The sequence below is a fragment of the Fulvivirga aurantia genome (genome assembly GCF_009711475.1).
GTDB lineage: Bacteria > Bacteroidota > Bacteroidia > Cytophagales > Cyclobacteriaceae > Fulvivirga > Fulvivirga aurantia.
On the sequence record NZ_SMMD01000928.1, the window covers coordinates 1 to 20,181 of the forward strand.

General features: G+C 39.3%; 19 protein-coding genes. 13 read left to right on the forward strand and 6 right to left on the reverse strand.

Annotated features, from left to right (window positions below; translation table 11 throughout):
• A partial coding sequence (locus E1176_RS17715; protein ID WP_155212384.1) for a YitT family protein occupies nt 1-803 on the forward strand: 803 nt, incomplete at its 5' end.
• 3 nt (nt 804-806) lie between these two features.
• Here E1176_RS17715 and E1176_RS17720 read toward each other — a convergent pair.
• On the reverse strand, nt 807-1,787 hold the full coding sequence (locus E1176_RS17720) for a DUF6268 family outer membrane beta-barrel protein (RefSeq protein WP_155212385.1): 981 nt from the start codon (nt 1,785-1,787) through the stop codon (nt 807-809).
• A 131-nt stretch (nt 1,788-1,918) separates the two neighbouring features.
• On the opposite strand from E1176_RS17720, the gene E1176_RS17725 reads away from it, so the two are divergent.
• Nucleotides 1,919-2,578, forward strand: coding sequence for a DUF2461 domain-containing protein (locus E1176_RS17725; protein WP_246206130.1), 660 nt, complete (start codon nt 1,919-1,921; stop codon nt 2,576-2,578).
• A 1-nt stretch (nt 2,579) separates the two neighbouring features.
• Nucleotides 2,580-3,158 carry a DUF6992 family protein gene (locus tag E1176_RS17730; protein ID WP_155212387.1) on the forward strand — a complete coding sequence of 193 codons (579 nt, stop codon included), beginning with the start codon at nt 2,580-2,582 and terminating at the stop codon, nt 3,156-3,158.
• 3 nt (nt 3,159-3,161) lie between these two features.
• Here E1176_RS17730 and E1176_RS17735 read toward each other — a convergent pair whose 3' ends face one another.
• Entirely contained in the window at nt 3,162-4,259 is a 1,098-nt protein-coding gene (locus E1176_RS17735; protein WP_155212388.1) for an adenylate/guanylate cyclase domain-containing protein, read from the reverse strand.
• A 156-nt stretch (nt 4,260-4,415) separates the two neighbouring features.
• Between E1176_RS17735 and E1176_RS17740 the strand changes: the two genes are divergently transcribed.
• On the forward strand, nt 4,416-6,797 hold the full coding sequence (locus E1176_RS17740; RefSeq protein WP_155212389.1) for a GAF domain-containing protein: 2,382 nt from the start codon (nt 4,416-4,418) through the stop codon (nt 6,795-6,797).
• Here the strand turns inward: E1176_RS17740 and E1176_RS17745 are convergent.
• Nucleotides 6,794-7,069, reverse strand: coding sequence for a 2TM domain-containing protein (locus E1176_RS17745; RefSeq protein ID WP_155212390.1), 276 nt, complete (start codon nt 7,067-7,069; stop codon nt 6,794-6,796). The genes E1176_RS17740 and E1176_RS17745 overlap by 4 nt on opposite strands.
• A gap of 121 nt (nt 7,070-7,190) precedes the next feature.
• Here E1176_RS17745 and E1176_RS17750 point away from each other — a divergent pair, with 121 nt between their 5' ends.
• A complete protein-coding gene (locus tag E1176_RS17750; protein WP_155212391.1) occupies nt 7,191-7,706 on the forward strand; it encodes a hypothetical protein in 516 nt (171 codons plus the stop codon).
• Nucleotides 7,707-7,708: 2 nt separating this feature from the next.
• Here the strand turns inward: E1176_RS17750 and E1176_RS17755 are convergent, their stop codons facing one another.
• Both E1176_RS17755 and E1176_RS17760 read right to left on the reverse strand, forming a co-directional pair.
• On the reverse strand, nt 7,709-8,035 hold the full coding sequence (locus tag E1176_RS17755) for a TfoX/Sxy family protein (protein WP_155212392.1): 327 nt from the start codon (nt 8,033-8,035) through the stop codon (nt 7,709-7,711).
• Nucleotides 8,036-8,090: 55 nt separating this feature from the next.
• Nucleotides 8,091-8,459: a VOC family protein gene (locus E1176_RS17760; protein WP_155212393.1), complete on the reverse strand. Its 369-nt coding sequence runs from the start codon at nt 8,457-8,459 to the stop codon at nt 8,091-8,093.
• Between the two features lie 220 nt (nt 8,460-8,679).
• Here E1176_RS17760 and E1176_RS17765 point away from each other — a divergent pair, with 220 nt between their 5' ends.
• A complete protein-coding gene (locus tag E1176_RS17765; protein WP_155212394.1) occupies nt 8,680-10,140 on the forward strand; it encodes a hypothetical protein in 1,461 nt (486 codons plus the stop codon).
• A gap of 36 nt (nt 10,141-10,176) precedes the next feature.
• Here the strand turns inward: E1176_RS17765 and fabF are convergent, their stop codons facing one another.
• Nucleotides 10,177-11,433 (reverse strand): beta-ketoacyl-ACP synthase II, encoded by a 1,257-nt coding sequence (gene fabF / locus E1176_RS17770; RefSeq protein ID WP_155212395.1) that lies wholly within the window; start codon nt 11,431-11,433, stop codon nt 10,177-10,179.
• Between the two features lie 335 nt (nt 11,434-11,768).
• Here fabF and E1176_RS17775 point away from each other — a divergent pair, with 335 nt between their 5' ends.
• The 7 genes from E1176_RS17775 to E1176_RS17805 form a co-directional block, all read left to right on the forward strand.
• The gene (locus E1176_RS17775) at nt 11,769-12,446 is read left to right on the forward strand and encodes a DUF4382 domain-containing protein (protein WP_155212396.1); all 678 of its coding nucleotides are present in this window, start codon (nt 11,769-11,771) and stop codon (nt 12,444-12,446) included.
• Nucleotides 12,447-12,565: 119 nt separating this feature from the next.
• Nucleotides 12,566-13,543, forward strand: coding sequence for a GSCFA domain-containing protein (locus tag E1176_RS17780; RefSeq protein WP_155212397.1), 978 nt, complete (start codon nt 12,566-12,568; stop codon nt 13,541-13,543).
• Complete coding sequence (locus E1176_RS17785; RefSeq protein WP_343030559.1) at nt 13,540-15,651, forward strand: thioredoxin domain-containing protein; 2,112 nt, start codon at nt 13,540-13,542, stop codon at nt 15,649-15,651. Before E1176_RS17780 ends, E1176_RS17785 begins: the two co-directional genes overlap by 4 nt.
• 19 nt (nt 15,652-15,670) lie before the next feature.
• A complete protein-coding gene (locus E1176_RS17790) occupies nt 15,671-16,348 on the forward strand; it encodes an AlbA family DNA-binding domain-containing protein (protein ID WP_155212398.1) in 678 nt (225 codons plus the stop codon).
• Nucleotides 16,349-16,419: 71 nt separating this feature from the next.
• A complete protein-coding gene (gene priA / locus E1176_RS17795; RefSeq protein WP_155212399.1) occupies nt 16,420-18,936 on the forward strand; it encodes a replication restart helicase PriA in 2,517 nt (838 codons plus the stop codon).
• 53 nt (nt 18,937-18,989) lie between these two features.
• Nucleotides 18,990-19,634, forward strand: a complete 645-nt coding sequence (locus E1176_RS17800; protein WP_155212400.1) for a hypothetical protein — start codon at nt 18,990-18,992, stop codon at nt 19,632-19,634.
• The coding region (locus tag E1176_RS17805; RefSeq protein ID WP_155212401.1) for a DUF6048 family protein at nt 19,606-20,181 on the forward strand (576 nt) is incomplete at its 3' end. The genes E1176_RS17800 and E1176_RS17805, both read left to right, overlap by 29 nt.

Genomic DNA, 20,181 nt, shown 5'->3' on the forward strand with positions numbered 1-20,181 from the left:
CTGGTTTCGGTCTGGAAGGTTTTCTTATACCCAACTCCTTTATCGATGGTGGTGTAACTGGTATCTCATTACTTGTGTTGGAGCTCACGGGTTACTCCCTCTCTATATTACTTATAGTAATAAACCTGCCATTCATTACGCTTGGCGCTTTGCAAATCGGACGAAGCTTTGCCCTCAAAAGCATGTTGGCCATTGTCGGTCTCGCGATTGCCGTACATATTATACCATACCCGATCGTAACTGACGATAAGCTACTCATAGCGGTATTTGGCGGGTTCTTTTTAGGCGCGGGAATAGGCCTGGCCATGAGGGGTGGTGCTGTACTTGACGGCACCGAAGTTTTGGCCATTTATTTAAGTAAGAAAACCGGCTTAACTATTGGTGACGTTATTCTCATTTTCAATATCGTTATCTTCTCATGTGGTGCTTACATTTTGTCGGTAGAAATCGCGCTTTATGCTATTCTCACATACCTGGCAGCATCGAAAACTGTTGATTTCGTAATTGAAGGGGTTGAAGAATATACGGGAGTTACAATCATCTCAAAACAAACCGATGCCATACGCTTAATGATCATTGAGAAGCTAGGTCGTGGTGTCACTATCTACAATGGTAAGGGAGGGTATGCCAAAGAAGGTGAAACTCTCAAAGACACCGAAATACTTTTTACGGTAATCACGCGGTTAGAGATCGCTAAACTGCAAACTGAAATCAATAAGATTGATGCAGGCGCATTTCTTATCATGAACAGCCTGAAAGATACAAAAGGAGGAATGGTAAAGAAGCGGCCTTTGAAAAAGTAAAGACTATCGCTTGTTATAAATCTTTCTCGGGGGCACTATAAATAAACTCACATTTACATAGGGAGCGTTTGAACTTTCAAGGTCGATAATCGCATCTCTCCTTCGATCACCAATTTTAGCTAAGTAGTGTCTAAGGTTTTTAGAGTATCCGGCATCTACACCTGCCCATAACCAATCATGGATTTCATGCTCCAGGTTGAGCCCAAATCGTAAATCAGACTTGCGCAATGTAAGAGTTTCATGATCGTACAGCTCCTCATTATGAACAGCATATCTCCAACCTTTTACTTCGGTTTTGGCACTTATAAAGAATTTATCAGAAGCTCTGTACCGCATCACGACCGCTTTGGGAAGTGCCAGATCCATGGTCCATTTTTTAGAAAGCCTATTCTCATAAAAGAAAATAGGATAGATCTGAGGAGCCCCTAAGGTATAAGCCAGGGCAATTCCACCACCTATTTTTACATTTTCGTTTTTCTGTACTTTATAGTTAAGGTTTACGAAATACTTTGAGGTGCCCTCGTTCCACACCAGCTTATCAGATTTTATTTCGACCCCAGCCACACCAGATAAAGTTTTTCCTTCACCAATAGTTTTTTGAAAGAAGAATCGAGCCCCCAAACTTTCAAAATGTGTGTGCTGAATGTAGTCGTATAGTTCATAAGGGTAAGAGTCCTCAAACTCCAACCCAAAAGTCTGTCGGTCATATTTGAGCTGTAGACCGGCCAGCAGATCATTTTTTATAATAAAAGGGATGCCAAGACGTGCCTTTATTTTGGTATCGCTTTCTATCTCACAGGTTTTATTACCAAACTGCTTTGAGTTTGAGTGCGTAGTGTACTCATACAAATTAGATATTGTAAACTCAGCCACTCTCGGTCTGTAAGGAGTGACGATGCTATTATCAACAGGGGCTGTGGCCTGCTGCTGGGCAGAGGCGTTTATTACCACAAACGACAATAGACTAATAACCAGGTACTTCATGCTTGTAAAGGACGTAAGTACAGCAAACCCCAAATGAGAAATTATAGTTTACCACGACCTGTAATTTAATAAATAAATACTTATTTAAACCTCATAGTAACAGTGTCGTTACTTACTTTATGAAACAGACAATGAGCTTTCTCAAACAAATCGCCAGGAATAATGACCGTGACTGGTTTAAAGAAAACAAGGGTATTTATGACACCTCCCAGCAAGAGTTTAAAGACTTCGTTTTTACGCTTGGTGAGAAAATGAAAGCTCATGATGTGCTTGATGATTCGGGCACCAAAATTTATCGTATTTACAGAGATGTAAGATTTTCTAAAGACAAAACGCCTTATAATCTTCATAGAAGTGCACATTTTACGCGTGCCTCAGAAAGCCGTAGAGGTGGCTACTATTTAAGGGTTGAGCCGGGTGCTTCAGTAATTGCCGGTGGGTTTTGGAGGCCAAACCCCGAAGATCTAAACCTGATTAGAAAACAAATTGAGCAGAACCCAGATGAGTTGAGAGAAATACTGAATAGCGATAACATCGAACAGTATTTTGGAAATCTAGAGGGAGAAAAGGTGAAAACCGCGCCTAAAGGTTATACTAAAGATCATCCGGCTATAGACCTACTGAGGCATAAAGGATTTATACTCGTACATAATTTTACTGATGAAGAAGTGCTGAGTAACGACTTTATCGATAAGGCCAGTGAAGGGTTCAGCAAGATGAGACCATTTCTTGATTACATGACAGAAATTGTAACGACCGATCTTAATGGTGAATCATTGATCGAGCAATAGCATGAAATGTACTTTAGCCCTGCTCATACTCCTCTGTGCTAGCGTTTGCTGCAAGGCGCAAAGCCTGGAAGAAATAAACCAACAACGGATAAAAAAGACCCAGACAGGAATGCTGATTTTAGGCAGTTGGGCTACTGTCAATATAATCTCAAGTCCAATATTGAAGCAAAATGCCTCCGGGAGCGACAAGTACTTTTATGACATGAATCTGTATTGGAATACTGTAAATCTTGCTATCGCCACTGTGGGATATCTTAGTGCCAGAAAAGAACTGAACAAGCAGTATTCACTTCAAAAAACTATAGAGAAGCAAAATCAGCTGCAGCGAATACTTTTGCTAAATACAGGCTTAGATCTGGCGTACGTAACCACCGGGCTGTTTTTAAAAACTAAAGGGCAAAAAGACGAAAGTAATAGATTAGAAGGTTTTGGAGAATCGCTTATTCTTCAGGGCGCTTTTTTGTTTTTGTTTGACCTCGGCTCTTATCTCATGCATAACCAGGAGTCGAAAAAAATCAATGCTATCCTGGAGAGGATACAGCTATCTGCTCACGGCATTGGCCTGCGCTATACCTTTTGAGATTTAGGCTCTTTCCAGCTTACGTACAGCACTTACAGCTACAGCATTTGTTTTGCCTTTGAGCGTAATCTCACCAATATGGCGTACCTGATAACCATTTATTGACTCTAATCGGGCCAATAATTCACCTGAGGTAAGTAAGCTTTCATTGTGTTCATTACACAGGCCTTGAATACGCGATGCAGTATTTAGCACATCGCCATGATAGGCAATATCCCGCTTGATGTTCCCTATCTCCGTCACGGTGACCAAGCCTCCATGTACGCCAGCTTTAAACTCAGGTACCACCCCGTATTTTTTTTGATAATACCTGCTTCGCTTTTCAAACGCTTCCTGTAAAGCATAATAGAGCTTCAAGTGATTATGATTTTTAATCACTTTATCCGTTCTCCAGGTGAGTACCACCTCGTCACCCACATATTGATAGATGTCTGCTTTATATTTATCAACCAGCTTATTTACTTCATCAAAACAGCTTTTTATTAACCTTGAGTATTTGATGCTTCCCAGTTGCTCTGCAATAGTGGTAGAGGATTTGAGGTCTATAAATAGAAAAACTCTATCCTCCACAATAGGAGCTCTGTACTTACCCGTTAAGAAATTGAGTAAATTATTCTGACCAAACTTCACGATAGCCTGCACAATGAAATTGAGTAGAAAGGTCTGTCCGGCAAGTATTGATAGCCCTATAAAAAATAGCGATTGAAACGATTTGAGGTGAATCAATTCTTTGATAGACTCTTTGGGAAAAATAGAAAAGTTACCCACAATCGAATAGACTAAAACCGCAGAAAGCGCAAACCCAATCAGGTACATTACACTTTTGAAGAATATAATGCGACCGAAGTTTTTGGTGTTAAGGTTTATTTTTTCTGACAGCTCATGAATGGCTATAAATAATACCCCGAAAAAGAGCCCAAAAATAATAGCTTCTAACTGTTGAAAAGGCGAGGTGAGATAATAAACCAGCGGGTTATTAAATTTTGTAATACTGGTAATTTCTAACAAGCCGTTGAGAAACGCACGGGTAAATAGAGCAGACAACTGCATGAAAACCATCCAGTAGATCATGATTATTGCATATAAATTCACTCTTCTCATGTGCCGCTATTCAATAGAAATCTCAAGTAAAGCTAGTGATAAAAATTCAGACAATTTCCTGCTTTAAAAGTAATTAGAAGGCCTTATTTACCAATAGCCCACTGACAAAACTTATTTGAATTAATTATCGTTATCAGAGTTACGACAACAAAACCTATGAGCAAGAAAACCAATACTAATAATAACCACGATTTTCCGTTTAAAGCCTCACTCAATCTCGCCAAACTGATTGAGTATTGGGAATCGAACCTGGAAAACAACAGAGTGTTTAGTGGCTTTCCGCAAAAGCACATTAAAGCTCTTATAGATAATGCCCCCGAACTCAAAAAGCCTATTAAAGACCTCAAAATGCTTAAAGAGCATGAAGACTTAGTAGGCCTACTCTTAAGCGCTGTATTTCCTCCTGCCATGATCGAAAAAGACCTGGCCGCAGCTATGATTCCATTCCAAATGGAAGGTTTCTATGCCACACCCGGTTACAGAGAGATCATACCAGAAGATAAAATTCGAGACGATCTTAAAATCAACCTACCGGGTAACGATTTTAGAACAGGAAAGATTATACATGCCGGTATAGAAATTTTAAACAAATTTTATGGTACCAAAATAGAGATCGACAAACCGATTTTGGTAAATGTACCTGATGTAGACTCGGGGCTTGAGCGTATTTATAAAATCGTAATTGATCTGCAATTTACCGACATTGTGAGCAAGGGTGAGTTGCCGGATATAGATAAAAATATAATTCGTACTCTTCTAGACAATATGTACGATCCTGATATGTGGCTCAAATATCTGAAACCAGAGCAGTTTGAGTTTGAGGGATTTTCTATTTTCAGACTCATAGATGTTACTGTTGAAGAGATGCTTTCGAGCATTAAATACGATTTGCTCAGAAAAGACGCAGTGACTTGCGGCAATAACTTCACTACGATACAACAAAAAGTAAGGTCAATATTTAAGCTACCTGAGCTTAAAATGGGACTTACTTACTTCGATAGCAATAATAATATCGTCTCAAATTATGGGGCTAATGATTGGCATGGTTTCCTGGTAGGTGATGATAATAAAAGCTGTGCTTGCTTTGTAGACTCTGTATATGACCAGGCCTACTTACAAAAAAAGCCAGTAGTGATTGAAAACCTCGAAGAGATATCCAAAAAGACAGAGGTCGAGAAAGGCCTTATCAAGGCAGACATTAAAAATATAGTAATAGCACCGCTCATATTTGATGATGAGGTTATCGGTATGCTTGAGTTTGGCACACCATATGTCGGCAAGCTTAACCCAGTAAATGTTGGGCAGCTAGAAAATGTATTGCCGATGTTTACAGCAGCTGTAAGGCGTGTGCTAGGCGAAATGCAAACTGAAGTAAGAGCGATCATACAAGAACAATGCACAGCGATACACCCAGCAGTGGAGTGGAAATTTCTTGAAGAGGGATATAAAATACTTCACGATAGAAAAAATGGAGCAAAAATGGAGCTCGGTAATATCGTTTTTGAAGATGTATACCCTATTTATGGTATGTCGGATATTCGCAATTCATCTGGAGAACGCAGTGCAGCCATTCAAGAAGATCTTAAGAAAAACCTCTCTGAGGTTAAGGCTGTAATTGCCAAACTACTCGAGCACAAAAAGATGCCTATTCTCGATGAAATCAGCCATCGGGTAGAAGATCAACTTAATATAATCTCCTCAGGACTTAATTCGGGAGATGAGTCATCTGTACTCGATTTTCTCAAGTTTGATATCGTGCCGATGTTTAAGCACTTCAAAGAAAATGAGGAAGCATTAAGACCGATTATTGAAAAATATGAAGAGCAGCTCGATCCGGATTTGGGTGTGATCTATGATAAAAGAAAAGATTTTGAAGTGAGTCTTACCAGGATAAACGAAAACATTTCTAATTACCTGGACAAGGTTGAAAAGCAAGCTCAGGAAATCTTTCCTCATTATTTTGAAAAATACAAGACCGATGGTGTCGAGTATAATATTTATTTAGGCGACTCTTTAGTAAAAAATCAGCGCTTCGATGAAATATACCTTCGAAACATGCGATTATGGCAACTCATTACCATGTGTGAAATCGCCTCAAGCATAGAGCAACTCAAGCAGGAGCTACCAAAGAAACTTGATATAACACAATTGATCTTGGTGCACGGTGACCCACTTTCTATCAAGTTTAGACAAGATGAGAAACACTTTGATGTAGATGGAGCTTATAACATCCGCTACGAAATCGTGAAAAAGCGTATTGATAAGGCATTCATAAAAAACACAAAAGAGCGACTTACCCAACCTGGTAAAATAAGCATTGTGTATACCCAACAGAGAGAGGCCAAAGAATATGAGCAGTATATCAACTATTTACAGTCAATAAATTACTTGGCCGATGAGGTTGAGTATTTTGAGTTGGAAGAGTTGCAGGGAGCTCAAGGCCTTAAAGCCATAAGAGTAGAGGTAAGCACCAACAACAAGAATCGAGATTTTGGTAATGAAATTCTAAAAGGTGTGATTGAGGCGATGGAAGCCTAACTTGCTGTAAGTTTCATCAACCAACCAAAAAGTAGTCTGCTTCGTTTGTCTTTACGATTTAGTAAATCTATGCCATAAACCTTCAGGCCATGGTAGATGATGAGAATTGCCCAAAATAGTACGATAAAGAAAATCCACCAGCGCTTTTGCAAATCGCCAAACGCAGTAATGATAAGCCCAAGGTTGGCAAAAAAGTAAAGTACAACGTGTATGATAAAGTGGTTGAGTTCTTTAAGCAGTTGTCTCGTTTTATCGTATAAATCGTTGCTCATCTTTTAAAATACTGACTCAATATAGTAATAATCAATGATACTTTTTAAAATTTTTTCTTTCAAAACGCAATTTTCTTTTACATTGATTAAATTCAGGCTTTCACAAAAAAGATCAGGGTCTATGTTGCGCAAGGTTTGGCTATTATTCATTTTACTTCCTACTATAGTATACGGTCAGGGTGTTGAGGAGTTAGAAAAACGAAACGGCTTCAAAGACATTAAACTTACCAGTAGCGTATCGGCATATGAGGGTCTCGAGCTCAAAAAAGATGATGTAAATATCGATGAGACATTCCCAAATAGCACACTTTATACCGCCAAAAAAGGGCATTATGAAAGCATTGGAAAGCTCAAAATCTACGATCTGGAAGTTTACGCTTATAAAGACAGCATTTATCAGATCAATGTAGTCACCGAAAAAGACCCCAACCTCTACAAAGGGATGAAAAAGCTTTTTGGTGAGCCAAAATACGGCTATCGGTCCGAAGTTTATTACTGGAGCACTGACAAGCTTAAATTAGAATACGGTTCACACTCAAAGAATAAGATCGCCATGACCTATTACTCCCACCTTATGGTTGAGAAAAGAAAAGAAGAGAAGAAACAAGTGGTAGAAAATATAGCTGACGATTTTTAAAGCTACTTTTTGGCCCTCTGAGCTGCATCAAATGCTTTAGAAGCCCAAACCTTAAGTTCCCTTTTGTCTTTCAGAATTTCTTCGGGCACCTCCCAATAAGGCATGCCTTTTTTCTTTTTGTCTGAGTGGTAAGGTTTCATACCATACTTCTCGTAATCTGCCTTATTTTGGTCATCTACTTTTAAGCGAAAAACTTCGCCTCCTAGCATACCAAACATTAATCCTTCTTTAAAAAAACCGATGCCTCCAAACATCTTTTTAGAGTCAATTCCTTCAAACTCAGACAATTGTTCTTCCACGTATTTAAGATAGTCTGCACTTATAGCCATAATCATAAAATTTAAATAAAAAGGTACTGGAGCTATTTCCAGTACCTTCAAATAATTAATTCGGTGAGTGAAAGGCTACCTTGTTGCCCTCGCTATCAATGAAAATGGCAAAGTAGCCGATTTCATCAGATATTTTCGTTTTAGGTAGCACCACCTGGCCTCCAAATTCCTCTACTTTTGAGAGTGGAGCGCTTAAGTCTTCTCCACCGTTAAGGTAGACCAAAGCACCTTCTGCTGAAGGTAAGTATCCCTCTCCTTTTACAAGTGCACCTCCAACACCATCTTCTCCATTATGGAGGAAGCCCATTGTCAATCCATTTATGTCTTGTGTGTGCACATCCTGACTGAGCACCTTTGCATAGAAATCACATGCTCTGTTTAAATCGTTTGCCGGTATTTCGAACCAGCTAATTGCGTTTGCCATTGTTGTTAGTTTTTAGTTTTAAAAATCATTTGATTGTTCTGAGTTGAGACCAAGCTTGGTAATATTATTCAACGATCGATGGGTATAAAGGTAGAATTCTAAGCAAATAAAGTATATTGAAAAATCTCTATTTCGTAAACTTTTAATTTCTATATAATGCGATATATGTGCCCTATATGATTATTTTTCGTTTATTTAACGTAATAAAACGTAAGTTTCTATGGCTAAAAAAGGGGCTTTATATTCACTAATAAAATCACTCACAAAGTCTGAAAAGAGATATTTCAAACTCAACCAAACAGTTACAGAGGGAACCAAAAACTACCTGAAAGTCTTCGATTTTGTAGATACTCAAGAGGAAATGGATGACAAAGCCATGGCTGCACATTTTAGTAACCAAAGTTATGGCAGACAATTTCATGTGACTAAAAACTATCTTTCTAAACAAATACTTAAAAGTCTGCGCGGTTTTTATGCCAGCAGTAGTTACCGCCATCAGCTTCATGAATTATTACTCGATATAGAAATTCTCTATAAAAAAGAGCTCTATGACCAGTGCTATGATGCCGTAAAGCGTGCTAGAAAAGTAGCTGAGAAGTATGAGAAATTTACTGAACTACTAGAGGTGCTAAGTTGGGAAAGGCGATTGCTCATAGCACAAAAAGGAAGTGTAAAGGCCGCAATATATGTAAACCAGATTATCCGGTATGAAGCAGAGGTGTTAGAAAAACTCAGTAACATCAACCAATACGTACATCTGGCTTACAATATCTTTGATGAAAGCAGTAATGAAAACTCAATCGATGTACTTAGGAAATATCCGCTGGTAGCAGATAAGCAGAATGCTTTGAGCTTTTCAGCCTTAACCCTCTATTATCATTTACAGTATGTGGTTAATGCTTTTGGAGGTAACCCAGAAAGTGGTCTTGGAGCCATTACAACTTTAATAGATGAGTTTGAAAAGCGACCACACCTGATTAAAGAAAATCCTGACAGCTATGTGACTGCCCTGAATAATAAAATGGGAGCACTACTACATATGAAGCGACCAGTGCACGAAGCCATAGATATGTTAACTAAAATAAGAGCTGTGCCAGATAGATACGGTTTGAAGCAGGATAACCACACCGTTAAGATCTTCATGAAAACCTACAATGTAGAACTTGAGTTATACCGAGATACAAAAGAATGGCAAAAAGGAGGACTGCTGATCAATGAAATACAGTCTTTCCTGCAAAACAACCTTAGTTACATTGCAGACTCCTACCTTGTATCATTCTATTACCAGTTTGCCTATATCAATTTTAAGCTTAAGCATTTTTCCTCTTCACTCAAGAACTTAAACGAAATTATTAACGACCTGCAAAGCGCAGAACGACATGACATACAGGTTTATGCACGATTTCTTTTACTGATCATTCATTACGAATTGGGCAATATTATAGTATTGAAGTATGCTGTTGATGCCACAAGGCGTTTTTTAAATAAATTGAGAAAACCTCAAACATTTGAAAAACGACTGCTCAAATTCTTTTCAAAACTGAGCACATCCGCCACTTTTGACCATCGGGAAATTTTCAAGGATTTTAGTCAAGAGATTTTTAAAGATATTGATGATCACCAAAAAGCTGAAATCATTGACTATCTCGACTTTAGCGAATGGTTACATGAAAAAATATAAGCTGATTCTCAGTTAAGGCCTTTACTTAAGCTCGTTCTATGAGTTTTGAGACCACTTCTTGAATACCGCAATAGCGTTATGACCACCAAAACCAAATGTATTGCTTATCGCATAGTTTACTTCTTTCTCAACTTTACCACCGAGCGTAAGATCAACCCCTTGTAGCTCTTCATCTACGTTTTTTGTATTTATGGTCGGGGGTATTACGTTATCCTGTGTGGCTTTAATAGTTAAAATTGCCTCTATGGCCCCGGCTGCACCTAGCAAATGCCCTGTCATAGATTTGGTAGCGCTAAGGCTTACTTTTTTGTATGACTCACCAAACAAACCTTCTATTGCTTTTATTTCTGAAGCATCACCTACAGGCGTACTGGTAGCATGCAGGTTGATGTAATCTATTTTTTCGGTAGAAATTCCTGCTTCTTCAAGAGCCATTTTCATAGCCAGCTGCGCTCCTGCACCTTCCGGATGTGTGGCTGTGCTATGGTAAGCATCATTTGACATTCCTGCTCCCACGAGTTCTGCAATTATGTGAGCCCCCCGTGACTGTGCGTGCTCTAGTGTTTCTAACACCAACGCTCCTGCACCTTCTCCCATTACAAATCCATCACGCTCTTTGTCGAAAGGCCTGCTGGCCTCAAGAGGATTATCGTTATTTGTTGACAACGCTTTCATTGCATTAAAACCACCTATACCCGCCTGTGTAATCGGAGCTTCTGACCCCCCAGCTATCATCAGCTCAGCTTTACCCCATTTGATGTAATTGAAGGCATCCATTATTGCTGAGGTTGAAGAAGCGCAGGCACTTACTGTACAATAATTTATACCTCTTAAACCATGCTCCAAAGCTATCGCACCCGATGGTGTATCTGCCAGAATTTTGGGTATGAAAAACGGAGAAAATCTCGGCCCTTGCTCAGATTTGGCATATTCCATTACTTCATTCTCAAATGTGGTAATACCACCATTACCTGAAGCCCAAATTGTACCAAACTTATCTTTATCAACTTGAGATAGATCTATACCGGCATGCTGCATAGCTTCTCTGGCTGCAACCAAGGCATATAAGGTAAATGGATCATTTTTTCTGATCGTTTTTCTATCAAAATGATTCTCCAGATTAAAATCTTTGAGCTCACATGCAAACTTAGTTTTGAAAAGCGATGTATCGAATTTTGTAATTGGCCCTGCTCCGGATTTGGCCTTAAGCGCATTTTCCCAAAAAGTCGATACATTATTACCTATGGGGGTCAAGACTCCCATCCCTGTGATTACTACTCTTCTACTTTCCATAATATCTGAAAAAGAGGCTGTCTCAAAAGGTGAGTCATCCTGAGTATGCGAAGGATTTTACTAACAAAAAGTGATCTTGCGATACTCTTAGTAAGATTCTTCCTTCGTCAGAATGACCTGTAAGAATTGTTTTACAACTTTGAGACAGCCTCTTTTTTATGCAGTTTATCCAATACTGCTACCCCCTTTGTTCTACCGCTTGTAGTCAATTTCTTCCTACTGTCGCTTATAACTGCAGTTAGACTTTTATGCAACAATAGCCGGGCACTTTTAGCGTACCAATGGTGGTTTATACGACCGAAAGAACTAAAATTTAAAAACCAAAAAAACAACGAATGAAGTACCTATTAAACACATTGGCATTGTCTACATTATTGGCTGTAGCGGTAAGCTGTAACGAGGATGATGAAAACATGGTAGTCAACGAAAAAGGTCAGGCTACCTTTAACATGAAAAGCTCAAATAACAGCAATAATACCAGCGGACGTGTGATGGCTGGTTTAGAAATTACTTCTGCTACAGCAGCGGTTTCTAAAGTAGAAATAGAATCTGACAATGAAACTGAGACTGAGGTAGAATTTGAAGGCAACTATGAGGTAGACTTGCTAACAGGTACCAGCAATCCTGAATTTGGTATGGCTGAACTTGCAGCTGATACTTATAACGAAATAGAAATTGAATTCGGCACTTTTCTAGACAATGATGCTTCTATCATAGTAGAAGGTAACTACATCAATGACAAAGATGAGAAAATCGCTTTTAAATACATGCTCAAAAAAGCTTTGAGCATCGAAATTGAAAGTGACAATGGCTTTGAGGTAACAGCGGGCGCTGTCAAAAACATTGTTGCAGAGATAGATTTTGCGTTGCTTTTCAGAGACATCGATTTTGAATTGGCCAATGCAAATGCAGATGGTCTTGTGATTGTTGATGCCAGTTTAAATACTTATGTTTATAATCTAATTAATCAAAACATTAGTGCAGCCTTTGAGGTTGAAGTAAGCGAAGATTAAACTCAACAACCACTACGAGTTGAAGCCACCAAATGCTAATTGCTTTGGTGGCTTTTTTTATGATCAAGGGGCGTGAACATCACTTTTATTGAGCTGTTAATTATGCTTACATTTACAATATGTTCAGAACAGAGCTCACATTAAGAGAGAAAGAAAATAAAGTCGACCACTCTACTCCCATCATGACGATCGGGTCCTGCTTTTCAGACTGTATGGGCAGCAGGTTTGTGGAAAATAAATTCACTGTTTTATCAAATCCATTTGGCACTGTTTATAATCCGGTTTCTATCGCCAACTTGTTAGAATATGCGCATAATAATCAGCAGCCACCTGATCATGGCTATACCGAGTCTCAGGAGCTTCATGCGCATTTCGACTTCCACTCGACTTTTTCTCATACCAACAAAGAGTTAGTATTAGATCGAATAAATAATGCCATCAGTCAAACCAATAGGTTTCTCAAACAAACAGACTGGCTGATCATCACAGTGGGTACCGCTTATATCTACGAAAGATTAGACAATGGAGAGATTGTCGCCAACTGCCATAAGTTACCATCGCGACTATTCAACAAGCGACTATTGAGTGAAAGGCAAATAACAGGAGCTCTTGAGCCTGTCCTGGCCAGATTAAAAAAAGCTAACCCTTCCCTGAAAGTCATTATCACAGTTTCCCCTGTAAGACACACAAAAGACACGATAGAGAAAAACATGTTGAGCAAGTCAACCCTGCGTGTGGCTAGTAGCACTTTAGCTCAAAATCTGGACTTTATTGACTACTTTCCCAGCTATGAGATCATGATGGATGACCTACGGGATTACAGGTTTTATAAATCTGATATGATCCACCCAAATAGCGATGCGGAGAACTACATTTGGGATAAATTCGGAAAAGCATACTTTTCTGCAGAAACACAAAGTTTATTAAAAGACTGGTCTAAATTGAGAACTGCAATTAATCATCGGCCATTTAATCCGGCCTCTGCCAAACACCAGAATTTTATCAAGCAAACAATAGACAAGCTTGTGAGTATACAGCAAAGACTAGATGTGTCACACGAAATTGATGTACTAAAAAAGCAATTGAGTAAAACATGAAGAAGCTAATCACATACATCTGCATCTTCGTTTTACTTACGGATTGTAACTCTCAAAATAACAAAAAAGCCATGGAGGAATCAGCACATAAAGGCGAGCCAAATCGACTAATCAACGCTTCAAGCCCCTATTTACAGCAACATGCTTATAATCCTGTAGATTGGTATCCCTGGGGAGAAGAAGCGCTAGAGAAAGCAAAAAACGAAGATAAACCGATCATTGTGAGTATAGGCTACAGTTCGTGTCATTGGTGCCATGTGATGGAGCGTGAATCTTTTGAGAACGACAGCATTGCAGAAATTATGAATGAGCACTTTATTTCTATAAAAGTAGATAGAGAAGAGCGACCAGATGTAGACCAGATTTACATGGATGCTGTGCAGGCCATGGGTCAAAATGGCGGATGGCCGCTTAATGTATTTCTCACTTCAGATCAAAAACCTTTCTACGGTGGCACTTACTTCCCTCAGCAATCATGGGCTCAGTTGCTCACCAACATAGCCAAAGCTTACGACAACAAGCGCGAAGAAATTGAGAAGTCGGCAGAAGAATTAACTAATGCCATAGCAACAAGTGAGGTTATAAAATTTGAGCTCAACCCTGACGAAAAGGCCTTTGACAAAAAAATATTACACGAGGCCTACAAATCGATGTCGAAACGATTTGACCGCAGGCGTGGCGGCTTCGATCGGGCTCCAAAATTTCCGATGCCATCAAATTGGCTTTATTTGCTCCGGTATTATCACATGTCTGAAGATAAAGATGCTTTGCGTCAACTGGAAGAAACCCTTGACGGCATTGCCAATGGAGGCATTTACGATCAGGCAGGTGGCGGTTTTGCCAGGTACTCTGTAGACGCAGACTGGCTCGTTCCTCATTTCGAAAAAATGCTTTATGACAATGGGCAGCTTATGAGTCTATACTCGGAAGCATACACCGTAACTGGTAAGGAGCTTTACAAAGAAGTGATTTACCAAACCACAGACTGGCTAGAAAGAGAGATGCTGCATGAAGGTGGCTTCTATGCTGCACTCGATGCCGATAGCGAAGGAGAAGAAGGTAAATTCTACGTATGGACAATTGATGAGGTGAGAGAACTACTAGGCGATGATGCTGAATTAATCATCGATTACTATAACATAACTGAAAAAGGAAATTGGGAGCATGGAAAAAACATTCTTCATAAAACAAAGTCTGATGAGGAATTTGCTAAAAAGCACGACATCATCCTCGGTGATTTAAAAGATAAAGTGAGAGAGGCCGATAAGACTTTTCTTACCGAGAGAGCCAAAAGGGTGCGCCCAGGCCTCGATGACAAGATACTCTCAGGGTGGAATGGACTGATGCTCAAAGGTCTTGCTGATGCTTACGAGGCTTTTCAAGATGAGCGTTTTCTTAAACTTGCGGTCAACAATGCCAGGTTTATCGAAACCAAGATGATGGAAGGCGACAAGCTATTTCGAAGTTATAAAGACGGCAAAGCCTCGATTGCTGCTTATCTGGAAGATTATGCGTTCGTAATTGATGGCTTTATTGCCCTGTATCAAATAACATTTGACGAGCACTGGTTGCAAAAAGCAAAGTCTATGGCTGACTACACGCTAGAACATTTTTATGATCAGGAGGAAGGTATGTTTTATTACACAGATGATAGTTCGCAAAAACTAATAGCCCGTAAAAAAGAAGTTTTTGATAACGTAATTCCAGCCTCTAATTCACAAATGGCAATTAACCTTTACCTGCTGGGAGTAATCTTTGATGATCGTGACTATCAACAAAAGTCGAAAGAAATGCTTTCAAGAATGAGTAGTATGTTAGGTGATCAGGTGGCCTATTTATCAAACTGGGCTATATTGTACAGTTACATGGTCACACCTACTGCAGAAATTTCAATTATGGGTAGTAACGCTACTGAGAAAAGGAATGAACTACTGCAGCATTACTATCCCAATAAAGTAATTATGGGAGCTACTGATTCAAGCGATCTGCCATTGATGAAAAGTAAATATGCCATCGACAACCAAACAACCATTTATGTGTGTTATAATAAAACATGTAAACTACCAGTACAAGAGGTGTCAGAAGCACTCAAACAACTGATAAAATAAATGACTAAACGCTGTACCGATGTCTAGCCAGTATCTCATATCGGAGCAAGCGCTCGAAGGCAAAAAACACATACAACCTTATCTTGAACGAGGCGAAGGCCAGCATGTAGAGTATAAACAGAGACTCAATCTGCCTGATAAGATCGCTAAAACTATTTGTGCCCTTGCCAATACATCTGGTGGCACATTACTGGTTGGTATCAAAGACGACCGATCAATCTTCGGGGTCGATCCGGATCAGGAAAAGTACATTCTCAATGAAGCTGTTTCATTCTACATTGAGCCTGCGTTACCTATTCAGGTTACAGAAGTGTTTGTCACTGATGATGAGTTTCCTCATGATGAGAAAAGCGTTTTATTAGTTAAAATACCAGAGAGCAAAGAGAAGCCTCATCGGGCAAAAAACAAGCAGAACGAGTGGCAGGTCTACCTGAGACACAGAGATCAAACTTTAATGGCAGGAGCTAAAGGTGAGAAACAACTAGCTTCAGAGCCGGTTGAAACAACCACTCCCTTAGACAAGAATCAAAAGAAATTGCTTTCCTACCTTAAAAAGAAGCCTAAAATCACGTTGAAAGAATACGCTTCATTGGTCAACATATCTGAAAGAAGGGCCAGGCGAGAGCTCATGCAAAACCTGGACCTTGGTCTGGTGAGAATCCTTGAGCATGAGAAAGATGATTATTATGTGCTGTAAAACAAAGGCCAACCTTTTACATTTTCTTAACTCATAAAACGAATACGCAAAATCTTCTATTTTTGCCACTGATGTCTCAATTAGAACTCAATCCTCAAACAGACGAAACTCGCACCACATATTTTGCCGATGTGGTATTGCCGGTACCCATACCAAGGATGTTTACCTATCGTGTTCCTGTCGAACTCAATGAGACAATAGAAATTGGCAGTAGAGTAATAGTACAGTTTGGTTCTCGAAAGATCCTCACAGGAGTAATAGGTAATATCCATGAAACACCACCTGCAAAGTATGAGGCGAAGTACATTTTAGAGCTACTTGATGAAGAGCCGGTCATGCATGAGGAGCAAATTAATCTTATGCAATGGATTGCCGACTATTACATGTGTACGATTGGTGAAGTACTCAACGTAGCTTTGCCCTCTGGTTTAAAACTGAGCAGCGAATCTCGTGTGCAGCTACATCCACATTTTGATTATTACGAGTCTGAAGCCACTTTCAGCGACCAGGAAGAGGTAGTGATAGAATCACTGCAAAAAAACGAGTCGCTTACCTACACGGAGATTGGTAAATTGTTGAATATCAAAACAGTTTATAGTCTTATCAAGTCTTTGGTGTACAAAGAGGCGATTATCATTTTTGAAGAAGTAAAAGAGAAGTACAAGCCAAAAAAAGAGAAAAGAATACGGCTTACTCAAGCCATCGCTGAGAACAAAACACTTTTAGAAAGTACGTTTGAGCAAGTTGCCAATCAGCCAAAGCAAGAAGAGGTATTACTATATTACTTACAACATGTTCCTGTTTACAACAGCCCTGAGTTAAACGAGCAGGGACTTATAAAAAATCAATTTAACAGCGCAGGGCTTTCTGCGTCTTCTATCAAAACTCTGGTTAAAAATAACATTTTAGAAGAGTTTGAAGTGATCATATCACGCTTTGATAATTTCAAAAAAGAGCTTAAAGAAGTCACTCTTTCTGAGAAACAGCAGCAAGTTAAAGAAAGTATACACGAAATTTTTTCTGAAAAGACAACGGCTCTTCTTCATGGCATCACGGGAAGTGGCAAAACAGAAATTTACATTTCCCTGATCAAAGAAGCCCTGGAAAGTGGAAACCAAGTATTATACTTATTGCCGGAAATTGCCCTAACGACACAGATTGTCGTAAGGTTGAGGAAAATATTTGGTGACAAAATGGGTGTATACCATTCCAAATTCTCAGACAATGAGCGTGTAGAAGTTTGGAAAGGGGTGCTTTCAGGCCGCTACCAGTTTGTGATTGGGGTTCGCTCCTCTGTATTTCTACCTTTCGATAACCTCGGCTTGATCATCGTGGATGAAGAACATGAGTCATCATACAAGCAATACGACCCGGCCCCAAGGTATAATGCCAAGGATGTCGCTCAGGTGATTGCTAAAAAGCAGCACGCCAAAGTATTATTAGGTTCAGCCACACCTTCCATTGAGTCTTACCATTTAGCACAAAGTGGCAAATACGGCCTGGTAGAACTCAATGAACGCTATGGCGCTGGCGAGTTGCCAAAGTTTGAGATAGCAGATATGCTTAAAGAACGTGCTAAGAAGACGGTTAAGGGCGAGTTCTCTTCTGTACTTATCAACGCTATTGATCAAACCCTCGAGCAAAAAGAGCAGGTTATTATTTTTCAAAACAGAAGAGGCTACTCACCATTTATCTCCTGCGAACAGTGCGGATGGATACCAAAATGCAACAATTGCGCGGTGAGCCTCACTTATCACCAATACAAATCTGAGATTCGCTGTCATTATTGCGGTTATAAAGAACCAATGCCCTCGGCTTGTGAGGCCTGCGGCTCTACAGCACTCAAAACTATGGGCTTTGGCACAGAAAAGCTGGAAGAAGAGTTATCATTGCTTTTCCCTCAGGCAAAAATCCAGCGCATGGACCTTGACACCACAAGGCGAAAGCACAGTTACGAAAATATCATAAGCGATTTCGAATCAGGGCATATTGATATCCTTGTCGGCACACAAATGGTAAGTAAAGGCCTCGATTTCGACAAAGTAAACCTGGTAGGTATTGTTGATATTGATCGCATGCTACACTTCCCTGACTTCAGGTCTTTTGAGCGTACTTTTTATCTTTCTACCCAGGTAAGTGGCCGTGCCGGAAGAAGAGATAAAAAAGGCTTGGTTGTAATACAAACCAAAAATAAAGATCAGGCCATATTACACGACATTGTCAATTATAGATACAAGGCTTTTTTCACAAAAGAAATACAAGAGCGCGAAGCACATGATTACCCTCCTTTTGTTCGTTTAATAAAAGTAACGATTAAAAGCAAAGACCCTCAAATAACTCAAACAGCTGCTTATAAACTTGGCAACCTTCTCAAAGAGCAGCTTGGAGCATCCCGTATTCTGGGTCCGGAAGAACCGGTGATTTCTAAAATAAGAAACGAATATTTAAGAGAGATTTGGGTAAAGCTAGAACGTGCTAAAATAGATCTTAATAAGGCGAAAGACATCATTGAAACACTTTCACTTGAGGTAAGTAATTATAAAGACTTGAAAGGAACGCGCATAGTTTTTGATGTAGATCCGTATTAATTGCTAAATAAGAAACTACAATCAATCTCAATCCTTATTTTTGCCACCGTTTTATGAAAAGATTCACTGACGTATTACTTGTAGTTTTATTGAGTCTTGGTGCTCTCGTAGCTTGTGAAGACAATGAGCTTGAAATAGATGGAAAGACACCATCAATTAGAGCTAAATTTATCAATGCCGATAGTTTAAACTATTTAGACTCAGTGACTACGATACTTAGCGCACAAATCACGGATATTGATGATAGTGTATTTATACTAGATTCACTTGTTCAGGCTGGTGATTCAACTGACTACACACAAAATTTTGAAACTTTAGAAGATTTAAAAAGCGAGTTAAGTGCAGAAAGAAGTGATTTCAATCAAATCAAAACGCTAATAAACTCCGGTGATGTCAAACTTGATCTTATCACCGGTTTCGGAGCTGAAGCTGAGTTGCTTTTTGAAGACAGTGCAACGGCTTACAGGCTGCCTTTAAATATTAATAGTGATATTTCTGAGTTTTTGATAAAAATAGAAAACATGAGCCATGGCGTAAGCTTTATTTACGACCGCGATACAGTAGTAGCCGAAGGCAAGATCTTTATCGAAGCAACAAACATTAAAGTAAGAGACATCAATGTATTTGATAGTGTGAGATTCCCATGTGACACCCTAAATTGCAACAGCAATGAAGCTTCGATTACTTTATACTTTTAGTCTCGTCTTGGCATTATCAGTAGGGTCACTATCAGCACAAGATAATGATTCTACCAAGGTTACTAATGCAAAAACCTCTGGAATCGAGCTTGCTTTTGATTATGGAAAATTATTTACACTCGCTTCAGATTTTGAATCTAAATATCAGGGTAGTATCGGCTACAGATATAAGAATAAAGTAGTAATTACTTTCAGAGCGGGCAGTGCAAAACTTGACCCTCAAAATGCTTATGAAAACGGCACTTATTCTTCAGAAGGCGAGTTTGGTGTAGTATCACTCAATTACTTATTACCAATAGACGCTACCAACACCCTATTTCTTGGGCTTGGTTATGGTCTAAGCATGTATAAGGACAGCTACAGCTATTCACTCAGTAGCTCAATTTGGCCAACTTTGTCAGATTCTGACAGGCGCAGTGATCTACAAGCTGATTGGTTTGAATTAATCATCGGATCAGAAAAGAGGCTTAAAAGAAGCAACTTCTATTTAGGTGGGCTCTTTATAGTGAGAAAGCTCAATGATTATGACCAACTAAAACCTATAGAA